Below are 17,599 nucleotides of genomic sequence, written 5' to 3'. Positions count from 1 at the left end.
GAACGGCACTTAATCGCCGCCGGTGTGGTTTCGAAGCGACGCCACGACCGACGGCGGCCGGATTATGCTCCGGAACGGCCAGCGATTCGGCCGCCCCCTGTGGTCCGCCCATCATGGCCCTTCTGCACGTCCTCGCCGAGAGCTTCCCGATCCGCGGCAGCTTCACCATCGCCCGCGGCTCCAAGAGCGAGGCCGCCGTGGTGCGGGTCGAGCTGCGCGACGGCGCCCGTGTCGGACAGGGCGAATGCGTGCCCTATGCGCGCTATGGCGAAAGCGTCGCCGGCGTGGTGGAGGAACTCACCGCCCTCGCCGGGCAGGTCGAGGCGGGGATGCGCCGCGACGAGCTGCAGTTCGTGCTGCCGCCCGGCGCCGCGCGCAACGCGCTCGACTGCGCGTTCTGGGACCTCGATGCCAAGCGCGCCGGCCTACGCGTCCACGAGCTTGCCGGCCTGCCGGCGCCCAGCCCGGCGCTCACCGCCTACACGATCAGCCTCGACACGCCCGAGGCCATGGCGCAGGCCGCCCGCGCCAGCGGGCACGACCTGCTCAAGCTCAAGCTCGGCGCGGAGGGTGACATCGCGCGCCTCAAGGCGGTGCGCGCGGCGGTGCCGCAGACGCGGCTGATCGTCGATGCCAATGAGGGCTGGACGGCGGACACCATCGCCGGGAACCTCGCCGCCTGCGCGCGGCTCGGCATCGAGCTGGTCGAGCAGCCCTTGCCGGCGGCGCAGGACGAGTTGCTGGCGCGGATCGAGCATTCAGTGCCGATCTGCGCCGACGAGAGCGCCCACGGCCTCGACGGGCTGGCCGCCCTCATCGGCCGCTACGACGCGCTCAACATCAAGCTCGACAAGACCGGCGGCCTCACCGAGGCCATCGAGCTCGCCCGCGCCGCGCAGGCCGAAGGGCTCGCCATCATGGTTGGCTGCATGGTCGCCACCTCGCTCGCCATGGCGCCCGCCATGCTGCTGGCGCCGCTGGCCGGCTTCGTCGACCTCGACGGGCCGCTGCTGCTGGCGCAGGACCGCGAGCCGGCGCTGCGTTACGAGGGCAGCGTGGTCTACCCGCCCGAGCCGGCGCTCTGGGGCTGATCCGCCCGCATCCAGCCCGCCGCCAGCGCCAGCAGGGCGCCTGCGGTGGCGAGCGCGGCCGAGGCGAGGAAGGTCGCCGCGCCGAAGGCCTGCCAGAGCGGCCCGGCTGCGAGCGTCGCGCCGGCCATCGCGACGGCGGTCGCCATCGCCGCCAGCCCCTGCACGCTGGCCCCGCGCCCTGCCGGGGCGTGGCGGGCAACGAGCTCGACGGTTCCGAGATAGGTGCAGCCGAAGGTCAGGGCGTGCAGCGGCTGGAGCAGAAGCAGGAGCGGCAGCGGCGGATCGAAGGCCATCGCCGCGAAGCGCAGCATGCCCGCCACCCCGCCGAGCAGCAGCAGCCGCTCCGGCCCCAGCCGCCGCGTCACCCGCGTGCCGAAATGGAACAGCACCACCTCGGCAAGCACCCCGAGCGACCACAGCAGCCCGATGATGCCGTCCGACAGGCCCTTGGCGTGCCACTGGATGGAGGCGAAAGCGTAAAGCACGGCGTGCGAACCCTGCACCAGCGCCGCCGCCGCCATGCCCACCAGCAGTACCGGGGCGAGGCTTCTCACGAGCCGCCACCCGCCGGCGGCACCCTCGCGATGGGCGCGCGGCACGGACGGCGCTTCCTTCAGCGTGGTGGCGGCCAGCGCGGCGGAGAGGCTGCCGGCGACGATCAGCCAAATCACCGCGTCGTGCGGCACCGGCCCGACAAGGCCGGCGAGCAGCCCGCCGGCCACCAGATTGCCGCCGATGAAGGCCATCGAACCCCAGAGCCGCACGCGGCCATAGTCGAGCAGCCCCTCGCGCCGGCGCGCCACCGCATAGGCGTCGAGCACCGGCAGGCTCGGCTGCCAGAAGGCGGCGGCGATGCCGAGGCCGAGCAGCACGAAGACGGCGCCCGGCGCCAGCGCGATGCCGGCAAAGCACAGGGCGGTCGCCAGCGAATAGCCGATCAGCGTCGCGCGGGGCCTTCCGCTATGGTCGGCGAGAAAGCCGCCGAGCGGCATGGTCAGCAGCCGCACGCCCTGCGGGATGGCGAGCGCCAGCGCGATCATCGCCGCGTCGAAGCCGCGATGCTGCAGCCAGACCGGAAAGAACGGCAGGAACACGCCGATGCCGAAGAACAGCCCGGCATAGGCGGCGGCGATGGCATGGCGGGGCGCGATGACGGGCACGGGGAAGCACCAGCGGGAACGCGCCTCGATAGCAGCCCCACGCCGCCCGCGCGAGATCGATGCCGCCGCGTCAGGGCCGGACGATCACCCCCAGCCGATCACCACCGGAAAATCACCACCAGGAATGGAAGTGATGCACCGGCCCGTGGCCCTGCCCGATATGCAGTTCCTCCGAGCAGGCGAGCGCGCGGGTGAGGTAGTCCTTCGCCGCCGTCACCGCGTCGCGCAGCTTCAGCCCGCGCGCGAGCCCGGCGGCGATGGCGGAGGAGAGCGTGCAGCCGGTGCCGTGCGTGTTGCGCGTGGCGACGCGCGCCGCGCTCAGTTCGAAGAAGCCCTTGGAGTCCAGCAGCACGTCGGTGCTCTGCGGTCCCTCGCCGTGCCCGCCCTTGATCAGCACCGCGCGCGGGCCGAAGGCGAGCAGACGCTCGGCCTGCCCGCGCACCTCCTCCAGCGTGGCGGCCGGCGCCTCGTCGAGCAGCGCCGCCGCCTCGGGCAGGTTCGGCGTGATCAGCAGGGCGCGCGGCAGCAGGCGCGCGCGCAGCGTCTCGATGGCCTCCGGCACCAGCAGCCGGTCGCCGGAAGCGGCGATCATCACCGGGTCGAGCACGATGGTGGACTGCCCGTGCCGCTCCAGCCCCGCCGCCACGACCTCGATGGCCTCGGGTCGCGAGAGCATGCCGATCTTGATCGCGTCGACGTCGAGGTCGGACAGAACGGCGTCGATCTGCGCGGCGATGAAGTCCGGCGGCACGTCGTGGATGCCGGTGACGCCGAGCGTGTTCTGCGCGGTGAGCGCGGTGATCACGCTGGCGCCGTAGACGCCGAGCGCCGAGAAGGTCTTGAGGTCGGCCTGTATGCCCGCGCCGCCGCCCGAATCCGAGCCGGCGATCGTCACGGCGATCGGTGTGGAACCGCTCATCTGCACCTCTCTCGCCGCGCGGTCGGGGAGCGTCGTCGCCGCAGGTTCTCCTGCCGGCGCACGGACCCGTTCCCTCCGCCGGCATGACCCGGATCAGGTTCGTGGGTTGGCAACGCCGCGACCCTATACGAACGGCCGCGCCTCGCCTCTCAGCCCGTGCGGGCACCCCAACGAGATCGTCATGGCGAGATAGGCGAAGCCGCCGGCCGGCGCAAGCAGGACGCGAAGGTCGCGGATGGCGGGTGCGCGGCCGGCGGTCGGCGGGGTTGCGCGCGGGCCGGCGTTCTGTTCCTTATCGGCCTCCCGCTCCCAAGCCGGAAAGCCGCGATGGTCCCCTTCTTCATGCAGATCAAATGTCACCTCGGCCGCTCCTACGAGGTGGCGAACGCCATCGCCGATGCGGAGATCGCCTCGGAGATCTATTCCACCGCCGGCGAGTTCGACCTGCTGGTGAAGTTCTATGTGCCGGATGGCACCGACATCGGCCATTTCGTCAATGAGAAGGTGCAGCTCTTCCCGGGCATCCTCGACACCCGCACGCTCATCACCTTCAAGGCGTTCTGAGGCCGCTCAGGCGGTCGGCCCGGCGGGAGGCGTCGCCGCCGCGTCCGCGCGGTTGCGCTCGATGCCGAGCTGCCGCTCGCGCCAGATGACGAAGAGCCCGGCGCCAATCACGACGGACGCGCCCAGCACCACCAGCAGCGGCGGTATCTCGGCGAACAGGATGAAGCCGAGCAGCAGCGACCACAGCATCGCCGAATAGGCGAAGGGCGCCACCACGGAGGCCGGCGCGTAGCGGTAGCTCTCGGTCAGCAGGATCTGCCCCACCCCGCCGACCAGCCCCATCGACACCAGCAGCACCGCGTCGCCCGGCCCCGGCAGCACCCAGCCCCAGCCGGCGGTGGCAAGCCCGGCGACCGCCGCCAGCGCCTGGAAATAGAACACGATGGCCGGCGTCGATTCGGTCTGCGTCAGCCGGCGCACCTGGATCATCGCCCCGGCGGTGAAGCCGGCGCCGATCAGCGCGCAGGCGGCGCCCACCACATGGTCGGCACTGTCGAAGGCGCCCGACATGTGCGGCCACAGCATGATCACCACGCCGGCAAGGCCCACGCACACCGCTGCCCAGCGATAGGCCTGCACGCGCTCGCGCAGCAGCACCGCCGCGAACACCACGGTGAGCAGCGGCGCGGTGAAGCCGATGGCGGTGGCGTCGGCGAGCGGAATGCGCGCCAGCGCCGAGAAGCCGAGGCTCATCGCCATCACGCCGACCGTGCCGCGCACGATGTGCCCGACCGGATGGGCGGTGCGCACCGCCGCGCTCACCTCGCCGCGCCAGGCGAGCAGCGCCAGCAGCGGGAACAGGGCGAAGAAGGAGCGCGAGAAGACGATCTCGCCGGTCGGAATGCGCTCCGAGACGATGCGGACCATGGCCGACATGATGGTGAAGAGGAACGTCGCGCCGACCTGCAGCGCGATGCCCTTGAGCGCGTTCATAATGGGCGCCATGGAGCACTTTCCCGACCGGCCGGCAAGCCGGTCGGGAAACGATATTTCCGGCGTCTCCTCCCCGCCTCAGGGAAAGGGATGCCCGCCCGCCAGCGCGATGCCGCCGAACACGGCGGCGATGGCGACCGCAAGGCAGAGGACGGCCCGCCAGATGGCACCCGGCGTCGCCGGCGCGCGGTCGAGAAACGCGCCCGCCGGCTTGTGCCCGACGATCATGGCGCGGATCAGGTTGTCCGGCCCGAGCAGGGAGTGGAGGAGGTTCGCCGCCACATGCAGCCCGATCAGCGCCAGCAGCCAGGGGTAAAGCCACTGGTGCCACGCCGAGGCGCGGCCCATGGCCTCGTCGCTCACCACTCCGGTCAGCGGCGCGTAGACCGCGATGTCGTCGGTGGTGAACAGCCCGGACAGCGCCTGCGCGCCGACCACGAGGAGCAGCGCCATCACCATCCAGCCGCCGGGCGGGCTGTGGCCGAGGAAATGCTGCGGCCGGCCGCGCAGCAGCGCGTTCGCATAGGCCAGCAGGGCACCCGGCCCGCGCAGGAAGCCCGCGAAGCGCGCCGTAGAGCCGCCGACGAAGCCCCAAAGCACGCGGAACACCAGCACAACGAGGATGGCGAGCCCGTTCCACTGGTGCCAGACGAGGCCGGCATCGCCATAGTAGCGGCTGGCGAAGGCGAGCCCCACCAGCGCGGCCAGCGTCCATTTGGCGAGGCGCGTCGGCAGGTCCCACGCGAAAACCTCCCTTGCAAGGACCTGCCCCGCAAGCACCTCCCCTGCCCCCTCCCGCGCCGGCGACGCGGCCGGCACCGGCGATTGCGGTCCCGCGCTCACGTCACTTCTTCTGGCGGAACGTGTCGTGGCAGGTGCCGCAATTGCGCACCACGCCGGGGAAATTGGCCTTGAAGCTGGCCTCGTCGGTGATCGCCGCGCGCGCGGCGGTGGCGTCGGAGGCCAGCTTGCCGAACAGCGCGTCGAATTCCGCCTTCTTCTGCCAGACGGCGGGCAGCGCCTCGGTGTTCGGGCCGGGGCCGGAGCCTTCGGGGAACAGGGTGGGCAGCACCTTGGCGTTCTTCGCATAGGTGTCGAGCGCCGCCTGAACTGTCGCGAGGTCGAAGGGCGCCTGCCCACGCAGCATGCCGGCGACCGGACGGGTCGCGCTGCCGAACTCCTTCAGCAGCGTCTGCCGCTCCTTCACGACATCGGTCTGGGCGACGACCGCAGTGGCGGCGACGGCGGAGATCATGGCGACTGCGGCGGCAATCGTCAGGCGACGTGACATGCAATGCTCCCAACTGTGCGTGCTGCGACGCAGCACATGCGAGGGCCACCTTATTGGTGGGAGGTGCGATGACAATCGGCCGGAGGTCGCGTTCGCGCGCTCGTGAAGGCGGCGGCCGGAATGTTCCCCGTCTAATGGGTTTCGCGGTTCGTGCTTTCCCGCATTCTCAGGCGCCGTCTTTGACCTTAGGTCATGGATAAGCCCCACCCACGGAGAGAAGCGCCATGTCCATCCGCACCGTCCTGCTGCACGCCGCCCCCGATTCCGGCTTCGATGACCGGCTGGCTTTCGCCGTGGCGCTCGCCCGCCAGACCGGCGCGGCCGTCAAGGCGCTCTACACGCTCTATCCCGCCGGCGTGCCGCGCGTGGGCCGCGCCCTCTCCATCTATGTCAACGAGCTGGTGCATGAGGCGAAGGAGAAGGAGCCCGCCTTCAAGGCGAAGTTCGAGCAGGCCCTCGCGGCCGCCGGCGTCGCCGGGACATGGACGGTCGTTGACGGCGAAGTCACCTCGGCGCTGCGTGACGAAGTCACCTTCGCCGATGTCACCGTGGTCAGCGAGACCCCCTACGGCACGGTCGACGACCAGCTCGCCGCCACCCTCCCCGAGCATCTCGCCCTCGCCTGCAACGGTCCGGTTGCCGTCGTGCCGACCGGCAAGCCGGTGCCTGCCCGCATCGGCCGCGCGCTGGTGGCGTGGAAACCCTCGCGCGAGGCCGGCCACGCGGTGCGCTTCGCCCTGCCCCTGCTCGCCACCGCCGACGAGGTGGAAGTGCTCACGGTGGAGGAAGGCGATCCGGCCGCCACCGCGTCCGGCGCCCGCCTTGTCGCCTGGCTGAACAGCCACGGCGTCAATGCCCGCCATCACCACGCCAAAGACGGCGCGGCCGGCGTCACCATCGCCAACGAGGTGCAGAAATTCGGCGCCGACATTCTGGTGATGGGCGTCTACAGCCGTTCGCGCCTTGCCGAAATGGTGCTGGGCGGCGTCACCGCCTCTCTGCTGGTCGATCCGCCGGCGGCGCTGCTCGTCGCGCACTGAGCGCCCCCCCCCCGCACAGCGCGCCTGTCCGAGAACGATGCCGCCGCGCCCGGCCGGGCCGGCGGCATCGTCGCGTTTGGCGCGGAATGCCCCCACGCATTCGGCGATTGACGGTTGCAAGGCGGCAGGCTGGCGCCTAGCTCTCGGCGGCCGGCGCGGCATCGGATCGTGCGCGCAGGCGTGAACCGGAGCCCGCCGTGCCGCTCGCCTCGCAATTGCTGCCGCTGTTCCTGTTCGCCCTCGCGGGCGCCCTCACCCCCGGGCCGAACAACATGATTTCGGCGGGCTCCGGCGCCGCCTTCGGCTTCCGCCGCACCCTGCCGCAGATCTGGGGCGTCACCGTCGGCTTCGCCGTCATGGTCATGGCGGTCGGCATGGGGCTCGGCACGCTGTTCATGGCGATCCCCTACATGCACCAGACGTTGAAGATCGTCGGGTCGGCCTATCTGCTCTACCTCGCCTGGAAGATCGCCAATGCCGGCGGGCCGGGCGGCGGCACGGCGATGGAGAAGCCGATGACGCTGCTTCAGTCGGCGCTGTTCCAGTGGGTGAACCCCAAGGCGTGGACCATCGCGCTCTCCATCGTGCCGGCCTTCACCACGGTGGACGGCGACAACCTGTTCGCTGAGGTGCTGGTGATCGCGCTCGTCTCCGGCCTTGTGACGCTGCCGAGCCTGAGCCTGTGGGCCGGCTTCGGCGCCCTGCTCGCCCGGCTGCTTTCCACCCCGCGCCAGCAGCGCATTGTGAATCTCGTCATGGCCGCGCTCGTCGCCGCCAGCGTGCTGATGCTGTTCATGTGAACGCTGCACTGCAGCATCGTCATAAAAACGTGATGCGACTCGGGCTTATCTGCCCGCATGAACGCAACGACACGCCTGTTCGCGGGCATGACCGAAGAGGCTTCCGAGGTGAACGACGCACCCGAGGCGCGCCGGTACCGCAGCCTGTTCCTCTCCGACGTCCATCTCGGCACGAAGGGCTGCCAAGCCGATCTCCTGCTCGATTTCCTGCGCTACCACGAGGCCGACACCATCTACCTCGTCGGCGACATCGTGGACGGCTGGCGGCTGCGCTCCGGCTGGTACTGGCCGCAGGCCCATAACGACGTGGTGCAGAAACTCCTGCGCAAGGGCCGCAAGGGCGCGCGCATCGTCTACCTGCCGGGGAACCACGATGAATTCCTCCGCGACTATTACGGCAGCCATTTCGGCGGCATCGAGGTGGTCGAGACGGCGATCCACGAGGCCGCCGACGGCAAGCGCTACCTCGTCATCCACGGCGACGTGTTCGACGTCGTCGTGCGCCACGCCAAATGGCTCGCCTTCCTCGGCGACGGCGCCTACACCGCTGCACTCGGCCTCAACACCTACCTCAACTGGATACGGCGCAAGCTCGGCTTTCCCTATTGGTCTCTGAGCCAATGGGCCAAGCTGAAGGTCAAGAACGCGGTCAACTTCATCGGCCGCTTCGAGGAGGCCGTCGCTACCGAGGCGCGCCGCCACAAGGTGGATGGCGTGGTCTGCGGCCATATCCACCACGCCGTCATTCACGGCAGCTTCGGCGTCCAGTATCTTAACTGCGGCGACTGGGTGGAAAGCTGCACGGCGATCGTCGAACATCCCGACGGGCGCTTCGAGCTGATCGACTGGGCCCGCCACACACGGGCGCAAGTGAACGCGCCGCTGCTGCTCGAAAGCCCGAAGGTCGCCGCCTGATGCACATTCTCGTCGCGACGGACGCCTGGCTGCCGCAGGTCAACGGCGTCGTGCGCTCGCTGCAGAACACGGCGCGCGAGGCGGCGGAGCTCGGTGTGCGGATCGACTTCCTCACCCCCGGCGATTTCCGCACCGTGCCGATGCCGACCTATCCGGAGATCCGCCTCGCCCTCGCCACGCCCGGCCGGATCGCCCGCCGCATGGACGAGATCGGCGCCGACTTCGTGCACATCGCCACCGAAGGCCCCATCGGGCTGATGGCGCGCCGCGTGTGCCTGCGCCGGGGGCAGAGCTTCACAACGTCCTACCACACCCGCTTCCCGGAATATCTGGCGGCCCGCGCCCCGGTGCCGCAGCGGCTGTCCTATGCCTTCCTGCGCCGCTTCCACAATTCCGGCGCCGGCATCATGGTCTCGACCCCGACGCTGGAGGCCGAGCTGCGCGGGCGCGGCTTCAACAACATCATGCGCTGGTCGCGCGGCGTCGACGCCGCGCTGTTCCGCCCGCGCGCGGTTGAGGAGATGGACCCGCGCGTCGCCGCCCTGCCGCGCCCGATCTTCCTGTCGGTCGGCCGCGTGGCGGTGGAGAAGAACATCTCCGCCTTCCTCGACCTCGACCTGCCCGGCAGCAAGGTCGTGGTCGGCGACGGCCCGGCGCGTGCCGAATTGCAGGCCCGCCATCCGGACGTGCACTTCCTCGGCCTCAACGAAGGCGAGGCGCTCGCGCGCATCTATGCTTCGGCCGACGTCTTCGTCTTCCCGAGCCTCACCGACACCTTCGGCATCGTGCTGCTGGAAGCGCTTGCCAGCGGCCTGCCGGTCGCCGCCTATCCCGCCACCGGCCCGAAGGACGTGATCGGCGAGGCGGAAATCCCGGTCGGCGTGCTCGGCGAGGATCTGCGCCGGTCGGCACTGGCCGCGCTCGACATCGATCGGGCAGCGGCACGCGCCTTCGCCCAGCGCTTTTCCTGGCGCGCCTGCACCGAGCAGTTCCTGCACAATATCGAGACGGCGCATGCCCGCGCCGGCCGGGCCGCCGCTCTCGCGGGCTGACGGCCGGGTGCACCGCTCAGGCGGCAGCGAGGCAGCGGGCGAAGGTCGAGCCGTCGACATTGCCGCCCGACAGCACGATGGCGGCCACCTTGCCCGTGAGATCAAGCCTGCCGGCCAGCACCGCGGCGAGCGCCACCGCCCCGCCCGGCTCGACCACGATCTTCAGCTCCTCAAAGGCGAAGGCCACCGCCCGCGCGACTTCCTCGTCGGTGGCGGAGACCCCCTCGCCGACGATGCGCGAGGAAATCTCGAAGGTCAGCCGGCCCGGCGTCGCCGCCAGCAGCGCGTCGCAGATCGAGCCCGAAGCGCGGTTGTTGCGCTCGCGCCCGCCGGAGCGGAAGGAGCGCGCATGGTCGTCGAAACCGGCCGGCTCGGCCGTCATCACCCGCGCCTCGGGGAAGCGGTCCTTCACCGCCAGCGCGATGCCGGAGACGAGCCCGCCGCCGGAGGCGTTGGCCACCACCACGTCCGGCGCCAGCCCGCGCGCGGCGAGGTCCTCGGCGATCTCCAGCCCCACTGTCCCCTGCCCGGCGATGATGTGGAAATCGTCATAGGGCGGCACGAACACCGCCCCGCGCTCGGCCGCGATGGCACCGGCGATGGCGTCACGGTCGTCGCGCTCGCGATCGTACTGCACCACCTCGCCGCCGAAGGCGATAGTGCGGGCGCGCTTCATCTCGGGCGCGTCCTTCGGCATCACGATGACCGAGCGCATGCCCATCAGGCTCGCCGCCGCCGCCACGCCCTGCGCATGGTTGCCGGAGGAGCAGGCGACCACGCCGCCGGCCCGCTGGTCCGCCGGAATGCGCGAGATTCGGTTATAGGCGCCGCGGAACTTGAAGGAGCCCGTGCGCTGCAAGGGCTCGGGCTTGAGGAAGACGCGCCCGCCGGTGATCTCGTCGAGGCGCGACGAGCTGATCAGCGGGGTGCGGACGGCGACGCCGGCCAGCCTCTCGGCGGCCGAGACCACGTCGTCGATGGTGGGGAGTGCGTTGCTCTGCATCATGGCGCGAGCTTAGTCCGGCCGCGCCGGTCCCGCATCAGATTTCGCAGGTGCAGCGGACGGCGCTTGCGTCGCCGGACGCGCGCCACCTAGATACGGGACGGACAGGGACAGACAGGAGACCGCATGTCGGGCCGCACGCGCAGTTTCGATCGGAGCGACATGGATGCCGGCGCGCAGGCCATCACCGGCCAGCTCGGCCGCACCATCCAGCGGCTGCGCAAGGCCTACAACCTCTCGCTCTCCGAGCTGTCCGAGCAGTCCGGCGTCGCCAAGTCGATCATCAGCCAGATCGAGCGCAACGAGACCAACCCGACGCTCGCCACGGTCTGGCGGCTTTCGCAGGCGCTCGACATGTCCATCGACCGCTTCATGGCGGCGACCGACGACGAGCCCTTCGTCGAGCACCTCACCCGCGCCGACACGCCGATCCTGCTGTCGGAGGACGGCAAGTGCCGGCTCACCATCACCGGCTGGATCAAGACGGTGGAATGGCTGCAATGGTTCGACTTCGCCGCCGAGCCGGGCGGCGAGCTGGTCTCGGACGGCCACCAGCGCGGCTCGGTCGAGTGCCTGTCGGTGCTGTCGGGCGAGTTGCAGGTCGAGTGCGGCGACGCGTTCGAGACCGCCCGCGCCGGCGAAACGCTGCGCTACCGCTGCGACCGCCGCCACGTCATCCGCAACCTCGGCACCGAGCCGGCCCACGCCACCATGGTCTGCCTGCTCAAGGCCGCCGTGCTGGATTGACGCCGGACAGCCTCCGAAACGAAAACGGGCGCCTGAAGGCGCCCGTCCGAATACCCGTTCCCAGCCCGTCGACGTCATGCCCGGGCTTGACCCGGGCATCCACGAGACAACCGGCCCGGGAAGTCGTGGATCCCCGGCTCAAGGCCGGGGATGACGGCCGATCGTTCGTACCGGCCGTCCTTACTCCATTCCCGCCTCAGAGCTTGCCGAGCGGGATGAACTGCGTCTCGCCGTTCGAGCCGTCCACGCCGTCATTGTCGGTGACGATGAAGGCATTGCCGGCGGCGTCGATGGCGAAGCTCTCCACCTTGTCGAGCACGTAGCCGTGCGGCGCCTGCAGCAGCGGCAGCAGGTCCTTCACCTCGGTCTTGGCGAGCACCGGCGGGGCGGCCTCGCTGCCGAGCGGGGCCGGCGTCACGTCCTTGAGCGAGACGAAAGTCAGCTTCTTCAGCTTGGCCTCGGGGCCGACGAGGTTGTCGCGCTCGATGGCGATGAGGCCGTCCTTGTACGGGGTGAGCTCGGAGAGGCCGACCCAGCCCTTTTCGATCTTGGCGAGCGGGTAGCGCACATAGCCCCAGCTCTTGGTCGCCGGCTTGTAGGCGATCAGCTTGGCGAAGCCCTTGGGATCGTCCTTCCACTCGCGCTGCACGGCGATCCAGGCGGTCTCCTCGGCGCCGGAGCCGATCACGGCGACGCCCTCGAAGCCGAAGCGGGTGGCCTGAGCGGCCAGCGCCTCGGGGAGAGCGATCTCTTCGGCCACCGCGCCGTCGGCGTCGACACGCAGCAGAAGGTTCTGCGTCGCCTTTTCCTTCTTCTCGGGATTGCCCTCGGAGACCGCCCAGAAGCCGCCCTCGGGGCGCACCGCGATGCCTTCGAGGTCGAGGCCCTTGGCCGGCTCGCCGCCCTTGGTCAGCACCTTGGCGGCGACGATCTTCGCCGGGGTGGCGGTCGCGTCGACGGTGAGGATGCGGGCCTGCGCATAGGCGCTGTCGGTCACGGCATAGAGCGTGCCCGGCTGCTTGGGATCGGCGGCGAAGCCCGACAGGGCCGACCACCAGATCGGCAGCCCGTCCGGGCCGTCGGCGGAGACGATGGTCGGATAGGCCGGCTTGGCGCCGGGCTGGCGCTGGTAGAGCGTGACGACCGAGCCGATGCCGCCGTCCTCGCGCAGATCGGTCTCGGCGGCGGTGACGAACAGCTCGCGCTTGGGCAGGGCGATCAGGCCCTCGGGGCCGACGCCGCCCGGCAGAACCTGCAGGAATTCCGGCGCCGCGCCGGGACCCTTGTCGCGATACACGAAGACCAGCGAGCCGCGCTCGGACGCCACGAAGATCAGGCGGTCCTCGCCGAAGGTCGCGACTTCCGCGCCCTCCATCTCGATGCCCTTCTTGTTGCGCTTCTCGGGATAGTGGCCGAGCCGCACCGCGAGATGCTCGGGCGCCGCGCCGCTCTCGAACACCAGCTTGCCGGTCTTGTCGAAGATGGAGAAGCCACGCGTGCCGCCCTTCCAGTCGCCTTCATTGGCGATCACGAAGCGCTCGTCGTCGATCCACTGCACGGTGTCCGGCTCCCGGGCGACACCCTTGGCCGAGCCCGACAGGTCGATCACGCCGTCCTTCTTGGTGTCGATGTGGTCGAGATCCACCGTGCCGGCGGAGAAATGCGCCGTCACCTTGCCGGTCGGCAGGTCCACCACCACGATGTGGTTGTTCTCCTGCAGCGTGACGACGGCCTCGTTGCGGGAGTTGATGTCGAGATATTCCGGCTCCGGGTCCTCGGGCGCGACGGCGGCGAGGCCGGTGAGGTCGACGACCTTCTTGGACTCGTCCACCACGCGACCGTTCTTCACCTCGAAATAGGTGAGGTTGCCGGCCGGCATCTGCGGGATGGCGCCGTCATTCACCTCTTCGTCGCGTTCGTTCTCGATGGCGATGGCGAGGTAGCTGCCATCCGGGCTCTTGGTGATCGAATCCGGCTGGCCGCCGAGGTCCACCTTGTCCTCAACCTTGCGGGTCGCGAGGTCGACGACGGCCAGATGGCCCGACGGATTGGACTTCGATTCGGAGGTATTGACGCCGACATAGGCCTTGGAGCCGATCACGACCGTCGTGGTGGGCTCGCCGTCGAGGGCGACGATGCCCGCCGCCTTGGGCGCCGCCGGGTCGGTGATGTCGATGAAGCCGATGCGCTTGCCGGGGCTGTCGCTGTAGATCAGCGTGTTGCCGTCCTCGGTGAAGGTGATGATCTCGGCCGCCGTCGACTTCGCCGGATCGGCACCGGCCGGCAGGTTGTCGATCACGTTGAACGTGCCGATGCGGTTGAAGGGAGCGTCGGCCGCCAGGGCCGGGCCGCCGACGCCGGCAAGGGCAAGCACGGCCGCCGACACGCCGGCGAGAAGAATCGCGCGCATGGAAAAATCCCCGTCAGTGTGCGGGCGGATGCCCGCGCTGACGCCTTTCAATGCCGGGCAAATGACAGGGCGATGACGAAATCACGCGGCGCGCGCGGAACTCCCGGCGCCGGTATGGGGAACCGGACCGCCGGGGAGCCGCTGTCCGACCCGCGCTTCCGGTCAGAAATTTTTGCCAGTGCACCCCCGCAAAGCGGCAGAAATGTTGGCGAATGCGACTTTGGTCGATCACGTTTAGCGGTAAAGTTGCGAATTAGGACTTGCGCTTGCCGTTTCGTCAGTCTCTCCTTGCGTCATCGGGACAAGGCGCTCAATCGCCGCCCGGCGGGCACGACCCGCACCGGAAACGCCACAGGAGGAACAACCCATGACCGATACGTCAGGGAAGACCACGGACGCGCGTCACGACGTCCGTACCAGCCGCCGCCGCTTCATCGCCACCGCTGCGGCGGCCGCAGCCGGCGCCACCGTCGCCGCTCCCGCCGTGCACGCGCAGGCGCCCATCAAGCTGAAATTCCAGTCGACCTGGCCGAACAAGGACATCTTCCACGAGTTCGCCGGCGACTATGTGAAGCGCGTCAACGCCATGACCGGCGGGCGCGTCGAACTGGAAATCCTGCCGGCCGGCTCGGTGGTTCCCGCCTTCCAGATGCTGGACGCGGTATCCTCGGGCGTGCTCGACGGCGGCCACGGCGTGGCGGCCTACTGGTACGGCAAGAACAAGGCGTTCTCGCTGTTCGGCACCGCGCCGGCCTTCGGCTGGGACGCCGACGAGCTGCTCGGCTGGGTCCGCTACGGCGGCGGCCAGGAGCTCTATGACGACCTCGTTCAGAACACGCTGAAGCTGAACGTCGTCGGCATGCTGACGGGCCCGATGCCCGGCCAGCCGCTCGGCTGGTTCAAGAAGGAGATCACCTCCGCCGCCGACATGAAGGGCATGAAGTACCGCACCGTCGGCCTCGGCGCGGACCTCTTCAAGGAGTTCGGCGCGGCGGTCACCATCGTTCCGGGCGGCGAGATCGTGCCGGCCATCGACCGTGGCCTGCTCGACGGCGCCGAGTTCAACAACCCGTCCTCGGACCTCGTGCTCGGCTTCCCCGACGTCGCCAAGGTCTACATGCTCGGCAGCTACCATCAGGCGCTCGAATGCTTCGAGATCCTGTTCAACAAGACCAAGTTCCAGAGCCTGCCGGCCGACGTTCAGGAGATCCTGAAGGGCGCCTCCGACGCCACCTCCTCCACCATGATGTGGAAGGCGCAGGACCGCTACTCGAAGGACCTCGCGGCCATCAAGGCGCGCGGCGTCAAGGTTCTTCCCACCCCCAAGGCGGTGCTGGAAGCCCAGCTCAAGGCCTGGGACGTGGTGATCGCCAACCTCTCGGCCGACCCGGTCTTCAAGAAGGTGGTGGACAGCCAGAAGGAATGGGCCAAGCGCATCGTCGGCTTCCGCCTCGAATACGAGCCGGATTCCAAGTTCGCTTACGACCACTTCTTCAAGACGGCCTGATCCGCGGTTCGCGTCCCGCCCCTCTCCGGCGACGGAGAGGGGCTTTTGGTATCGGCAGTGCTCTGGCGCCCGGCCGGCTCGCCTTCCCCCGGTCTCCAGCGGGCCGTTGCGCGCCGCCGGACGCATCGCCGTCGCCTGAGACCGTGGCCGTACGAGGCTCAACTATCCGAGGCCCCTCCCCATGCAATCCATCCTTCTCGGCGTTGACCGGGTGAACGCCTTCATCGGCAAGCTGTTCGCCTGGTGCATCGTCATCCTCATGGCGGCGATATGCTACGAGGTGTTCCGCCGCTACGTCCTGCGAGACCCCACCACCTGGGCCTATGACGTCAGCCTCATGCTCTACGGGGCCCTGTTCATGATGGCAGGCGCCTACACGCTGTCGCGCAACGGCCATGTGCGAGGCGACTTCATCTACCGGAAGTGGTCGCCGCGCACGCAGGCCAAGAGCGACCTGGTCCTTTACTTCCTCTTCTATTTCCCCGGCATCCTCGCGCTGATCTATTCCGGCTGGGGCTATTTCTACCTCTCCTACCTGCTGAACGAGCACTCCTCCTTCAGCCCCGAGGGCCCCGTCATCTGGCCGTTCAAGGCCATCATTCCCTTCGTCGGCGTGATGATGCTGTTCCAGGGAATCGTGGAAGTCGTGCGCTGCTGGATCTGCATCCGCGACGGCGACTGGCCCCAGCGCCTGCACGACGTGGAGGAATTGGAGAAGGTCATTCTCGACGAGGCCGCCGCCAAGGCGGCACTGGAAGAACAAGCCGCCAACGCCGCCGAGCGTGAAGGCACGACGCGGGGGTCGCTGTGATGTTCCTGTCCGATCCTGCACTCGGCATTCTGATGCTGGTGCTGTTCCTGATCCTGCTGATGCTCGGCTTCCCCATCGCCTTCACGCTGATGGCGCTGGGCGTGGGCTTCGGCTACCTCGCGATCGGGGACGGCGTCTTCCAGCTCTTCGTCCAGCGCACCTATTCGGTGATGGCGAACGACGTGCTCATCTCGATCCCGCTGTTCCTGTTCATGGGCTACGTGATCGAGCGGGCGAACATCCTCGACCGGCTGTTCCGCGCCATCCAGCTCGCCGCCGGGTGGATTCCCGGCTCGCTGGCGGTGGCCACGCTGATCACCTGTGCGCTGTTCGCCACCGCCACCGGCATCGTCGGCGCGGTGGTCACGCTGATGGGCCTGCTGGCCTTCCCGGCCATGCTGCGCGCCGGCTACGACACCCGTATCGCCTCGGGCGTCGTCTGCGCGGGCGGCTGCCTCGGCATCCTCATCCCGCCGAGCGTCATGCTCATCCTCTACGGCGCCACGGCCGGCGTTTCGGTGGTCAAGCTCTACGCCGCCGCCTTCATTCCCGGCATCACGCTGGCGGGCATGTACATGCTCTATGTGGTCATTCGCGTGATGATCAATCCGTCGCTGGCACCCAAGCTGCCCGAGGCGGAGCGCAACGTGCCAGTGATGACGATCATCTGGGCGCTGCTGACCTCGTTCTTCCCACTCGTCCTGCTGATCGTCACCGTGCTGGGCTGCATCATCCTCGGCCTTGCTACGCCCTCCGAGGCGGCGGCGGTCGGTGCGCTCGGCGCGATCCTGCTGGCGCTCGCCTACCGCACCTTCAGCATCGAGAAGCTGAAGGACTCGGTGTTCCTGACGGCGCGCGCCTCGGCCATGGTCTGCTGGCTGTTCGTGGGCTCGGCGGTGTTCTCCGCCGTGTTCGCCCTGCTCGGCGGCCAGCGCGTGGTGGAAGAGTTCATCATGGGGCTGGATCTCGGGCCGATCGGCTTCCTGATCCTGACCCAGGTGATCATCTTCGTGCTGGGCTGGCCGCTGGAATGGACGGAGATCATCGTGATCTTCCTGCCGATCTTCCTGCCGCTGCTCGACCATTTCGGCATCGACCCGATCTTCTTCGGCGTGCTGGTGGCGCTCAACCTGCAGACCTCGTTCCTGTCCCCGCCGGTGGCGATGGCGCCCTTCTACCTAAAGGGCGTGGCACCCAAGCACGTGTCGATCGACGAGATCTTCTCGGGCGTCATGCCGTTCATCTTCATCGTCGTCTTCGCGATGGTGCTGCTCTACACCTTCCCGAACTTCGCGCTCTGGCTGCCCAATTACCTCTATGGGGGCTGAGCCGCGCGGATGCGCATGAAAAGGAAAC

At 69.2% G+C, this 17,599-nt stretch carries 17 protein-coding genes and 1 riboswitch; of the genes, 10 read left to right on the top strand and 7 right to left on the bottom strand.

From position 1 onward, the window contains the following. The first annotated feature begins 113 nt into the window (after window positions 1–113). Complete coding sequence (gene dgcA, locus MWN33_RS15995) at window positions 114–1,091, top strand: N-acetyl-D-Glu racemase DgcA (RefSeq protein WP_247202032.1); 978 nt, start codon at window positions 114–116, stop codon at window positions 1,089–1,091. On the opposite strand, the gene MWN33_RS15990 is transcribed toward dgcA, so the two are convergent. Continuing rightward, window positions 1,061–2,251, bottom strand: coding sequence for an MFS transporter (locus MWN33_RS15990; protein ID WP_247202031.1), 1,191 nt, complete (start codon window positions 2,249–2,251; stop codon window positions 1,061–1,063). The two genes, dgcA and MWN33_RS15990, sit on opposite strands and share 31 nt — an antisense overlap. 112 nt (window positions 2,252–2,363) lie before the next feature. Then, complete coding sequence (gene thiD, locus MWN33_RS15985; RefSeq protein WP_247202030.1) at window positions 2,364–3,170, bottom strand: bifunctional hydroxymethylpyrimidine kinase/phosphomethylpyrimidine kinase; 807 nt, start codon at window positions 3,168–3,170, stop codon at window positions 2,364–2,366. A 53-nt stretch (window positions 3,171–3,223) separates the two neighbouring features. Further along, window positions 3,224–3,350, bottom strand: a riboswitch (TPP riboswitch). Between the two features lie 147 nt (window positions 3,351–3,497). On the opposite strand from thiD, the gene MWN33_RS15980 reads away from it, so the two are divergent. Next, on the top strand, window positions 3,498–3,734 hold the full coding sequence (locus tag MWN33_RS15980; protein WP_247202029.1) for an Lrp/AsnC ligand binding domain-containing protein: 237 nt from the start codon (window positions 3,498–3,500) through the stop codon (window positions 3,732–3,734). 6 nt (window positions 3,735–3,740) lie between these two features. Here the strand turns inward: MWN33_RS15980 and MWN33_RS15975 are convergent, their stop codons facing one another. The 3 genes from MWN33_RS15975 to MWN33_RS15965 form a co-directional block, all read right to left on the bottom strand. Next, the gene (locus MWN33_RS15975; RefSeq protein ID WP_247202028.1) at window positions 3,741–4,679 is read right to left on the bottom strand and encodes a DMT family transporter; all 939 of its coding nucleotides are present in this window, start codon (window positions 4,677–4,679) and stop codon (window positions 3,741–3,743) included. 66 nt (window positions 4,680–4,745) lie between these two features. Next, on the bottom strand, window positions 4,746–5,510 hold the full coding sequence (locus MWN33_RS15970) for a cytochrome b/b6 domain-containing protein (protein ID WP_247202027.1): 765 nt from the start codon (window positions 5,508–5,510) through the stop codon (window positions 4,746–4,748). Window position 5,511: 1 nt separating this feature from the next. Continuing rightward, window positions 5,512–5,958, bottom strand: a complete 447-nt coding sequence (locus tag MWN33_RS15965; RefSeq protein WP_247202026.1) for a c-type cytochrome — start codon at window positions 5,956–5,958, stop codon at window positions 5,512–5,514. Between the two features lie 224 nt (window positions 5,959–6,182). Here MWN33_RS15965 and MWN33_RS15960 point away from each other — a divergent pair, with 224 nt between their 5' ends. The 4 genes from MWN33_RS15960 to MWN33_RS15945 all read left to right on the top strand — a co-directional run bounded on the left by MWN33_RS15960 (window position 6,183) and on the right by MWN33_RS15945 (window position 9,765). After that, on the top strand, window positions 6,183–6,998 hold the full coding sequence (locus tag MWN33_RS15960) for a universal stress protein (RefSeq protein ID WP_247202025.1): 816 nt from the start codon (window positions 6,183–6,185) through the stop codon (window positions 6,996–6,998). A 197-nt stretch (window positions 6,999–7,195) separates the two neighbouring features. After that, the gene (locus MWN33_RS15955; RefSeq protein WP_247202024.1) at window positions 7,196–7,798 is read left to right on the top strand and encodes a LysE family translocator; all 603 of its coding nucleotides are present in this window, start codon (window positions 7,196–7,198) and stop codon (window positions 7,796–7,798) included. An 87-nt stretch (window positions 7,799–7,885) separates the two neighbouring features. Continuing rightward, window positions 7,886–8,713 carry a UDP-2,3-diacylglucosamine diphosphatase gene (locus MWN33_RS15950; RefSeq protein ID WP_247202096.1) on the top strand — a complete coding sequence of 276 codons (828 nt, stop codon included), beginning with the start codon at window positions 7,886–7,888 and terminating at the stop codon, window positions 8,711–8,713. Then, a complete protein-coding gene (locus MWN33_RS15945) occupies window positions 8,713–9,765 on the top strand; it encodes a glycosyltransferase family 4 protein (RefSeq protein ID WP_281493807.1) in 1,053 nt (350 codons plus the stop codon). The genes MWN33_RS15950 and MWN33_RS15945 overlap by 1 nt, the downstream gene beginning before the upstream one ends. 16 nt (window positions 9,766–9,781) lie before the next feature. Here MWN33_RS15945 and MWN33_RS15940 read toward each other — a convergent pair whose 3' ends face one another. After that, entirely contained in the window at window positions 9,782–10,771 is a 990-nt protein-coding gene (locus MWN33_RS15940) for a threonine ammonia-lyase (protein WP_247202023.1), read from the bottom strand. Window positions 10,772–10,894: 123 nt separating this feature from the next. Here MWN33_RS15940 and MWN33_RS15935 point away from each other — a divergent pair, with 123 nt between their 5' ends. Beyond that, a complete protein-coding gene (locus MWN33_RS15935) occupies window positions 10,895–11,515 on the top strand; it encodes a helix-turn-helix domain-containing protein (protein ID WP_152302361.1) in 621 nt (206 codons plus the stop codon). A 196-nt stretch (window positions 11,516–11,711) separates the two neighbouring features. On the opposite strand, the gene MWN33_RS15930 is transcribed toward MWN33_RS15935, so the two are convergent. Beyond that, window positions 11,712–13,925 (bottom strand): esterase-like activity of phytase family protein, encoded by a 2,214-nt coding sequence (locus MWN33_RS15930; RefSeq protein WP_247202022.1) that lies wholly within the window; start codon window positions 13,923–13,925, stop codon window positions 11,712–11,714. A gap of 367 nt (window positions 13,926–14,292) precedes the next feature. On the opposite strand from MWN33_RS15930, the gene MWN33_RS15925 reads away from it, so the two are divergent. From MWN33_RS15925 to MWN33_RS15915, 3 genes are all read left to right on the top strand, one after another. Continuing rightward, the gene (locus tag MWN33_RS15925) at window positions 14,293–15,432 is read left to right on the top strand and encodes a TRAP transporter substrate-binding protein (RefSeq protein ID WP_247202021.1); all 1,140 of its coding nucleotides are present in this window, start codon (window positions 14,293–14,295) and stop codon (window positions 15,430–15,432) included. Between the two features lie 181 nt (window positions 15,433–15,613). Continuing rightward, window positions 15,614–16,243: a TRAP transporter small permease subunit gene (locus tag MWN33_RS15920; protein WP_247202020.1), complete on the top strand. Its 630-nt coding sequence runs from the start codon at window positions 15,614–15,616 to the stop codon at window positions 16,241–16,243. After that, window positions 16,243–17,571: a TRAP transporter large permease gene (locus MWN33_RS15915; RefSeq protein WP_247202019.1), complete on the top strand. Its 1,329-nt coding sequence runs from the start codon at window positions 16,243–16,245 to the stop codon at window positions 17,569–17,571. Before MWN33_RS15920 ends, MWN33_RS15915 begins: the two co-directional genes overlap by 1 nt. Window positions 17,572–17,599: the final 28 nt, after the last annotated feature.

Source organism: Ancylobacter koreensis, from assembly GCF_023016525.1.
Classification (GTDB): Bacteria; Pseudomonadota; Alphaproteobacteria; order Rhizobiales; family Xanthobacteraceae; genus Ancylobacter; species Ancylobacter koreensis.
Note: the sequence above shows the minus strand (reverse complement) of the source record. Positions and strands in the feature narration are given on the sequence as shown.

Bases quoted from the DNA above. Each gene is read 5' to 3' on its own strand.
- dgcA (WP_247202032.1), top strand. From the start codon at position 114: ATGGCCCTTCTGCACGTCCTCGCCGAGAGCTTCCCGATCCGCGGCAGC.
- thiD (WP_247202030.1), bottom strand. From the start codon at position 3,170: ATGAGCGGTTCCACACCGATCGCCGTGACGATCGCCGGCTCGGATTCG.
- MWN33_RS15980 (WP_247202029.1), top strand. From the start codon at position 3,498: ATGGTCCCCTTCTTCATGCAGATCAAATGTCACCTCGGCCGCTCCTAC.
- MWN33_RS15975 (WP_247202028.1), bottom strand. From the start codon at position 4,679: ATGGCGCCCATTATGAACGCGCTCAAGGGCATCGCGCTGCAGGTCGGC.
- MWN33_RS15965 (WP_247202026.1), bottom strand. From the start codon at position 5,958: ATGTCACGTCGCCTGACGATTGCCGCCGCAGTCGCCATGATCTCCGCC.
- MWN33_RS15960 (WP_247202025.1), top strand. From the start codon at position 6,183: ATGTCCATCCGCACCGTCCTGCTGCACGCCGCCCCCGATTCCGGCTTC.
- MWN33_RS15950 (WP_247202096.1), top strand. From the start codon at position 7,886: ATGACCGAAGAGGCTTCCGAGGTGAACGACGCACCCGAGGCGCGCCGG.
- MWN33_RS15945 (WP_281493807.1), top strand. From the start codon at position 8,713: ATGCACATTCTCGTCGCGACGGACGCCTGGCTGCCGCAGGTCAACGGC.
- MWN33_RS15940 (WP_247202023.1), bottom strand. From the start codon at position 10,771: ATGATGCAGAGCAACGCACTCCCCACCATCGACGACGTGGTCTCGGCC.
- MWN33_RS15935 (WP_152302361.1), top strand. From the start codon at position 10,895: ATGTCGGGCCGCACGCGCAGTTTCGATCGGAGCGACATGGATGCCGGC.
- MWN33_RS15930 (WP_247202022.1), bottom strand. From the start codon at position 13,925: ATGCGCGCGATTCTTCTCGCCGGCGTGTCGGCGGCCGTGCTTGCCCTT.
- MWN33_RS15925 (WP_247202021.1), top strand. From the start codon at position 14,293: ATGACCGATACGTCAGGGAAGACCACGGACGCGCGTCACGACGTCCGT.
- MWN33_RS15920 (WP_247202020.1), top strand. From the start codon at position 15,614: ATGCAATCCATCCTTCTCGGCGTTGACCGGGTGAACGCCTTCATCGGC.
- MWN33_RS15915 (WP_247202019.1), top strand. From the start codon at position 16,243: ATGTTCCTGTCCGATCCTGCACTCGGCATTCTGATGCTGGTGCTGTTC.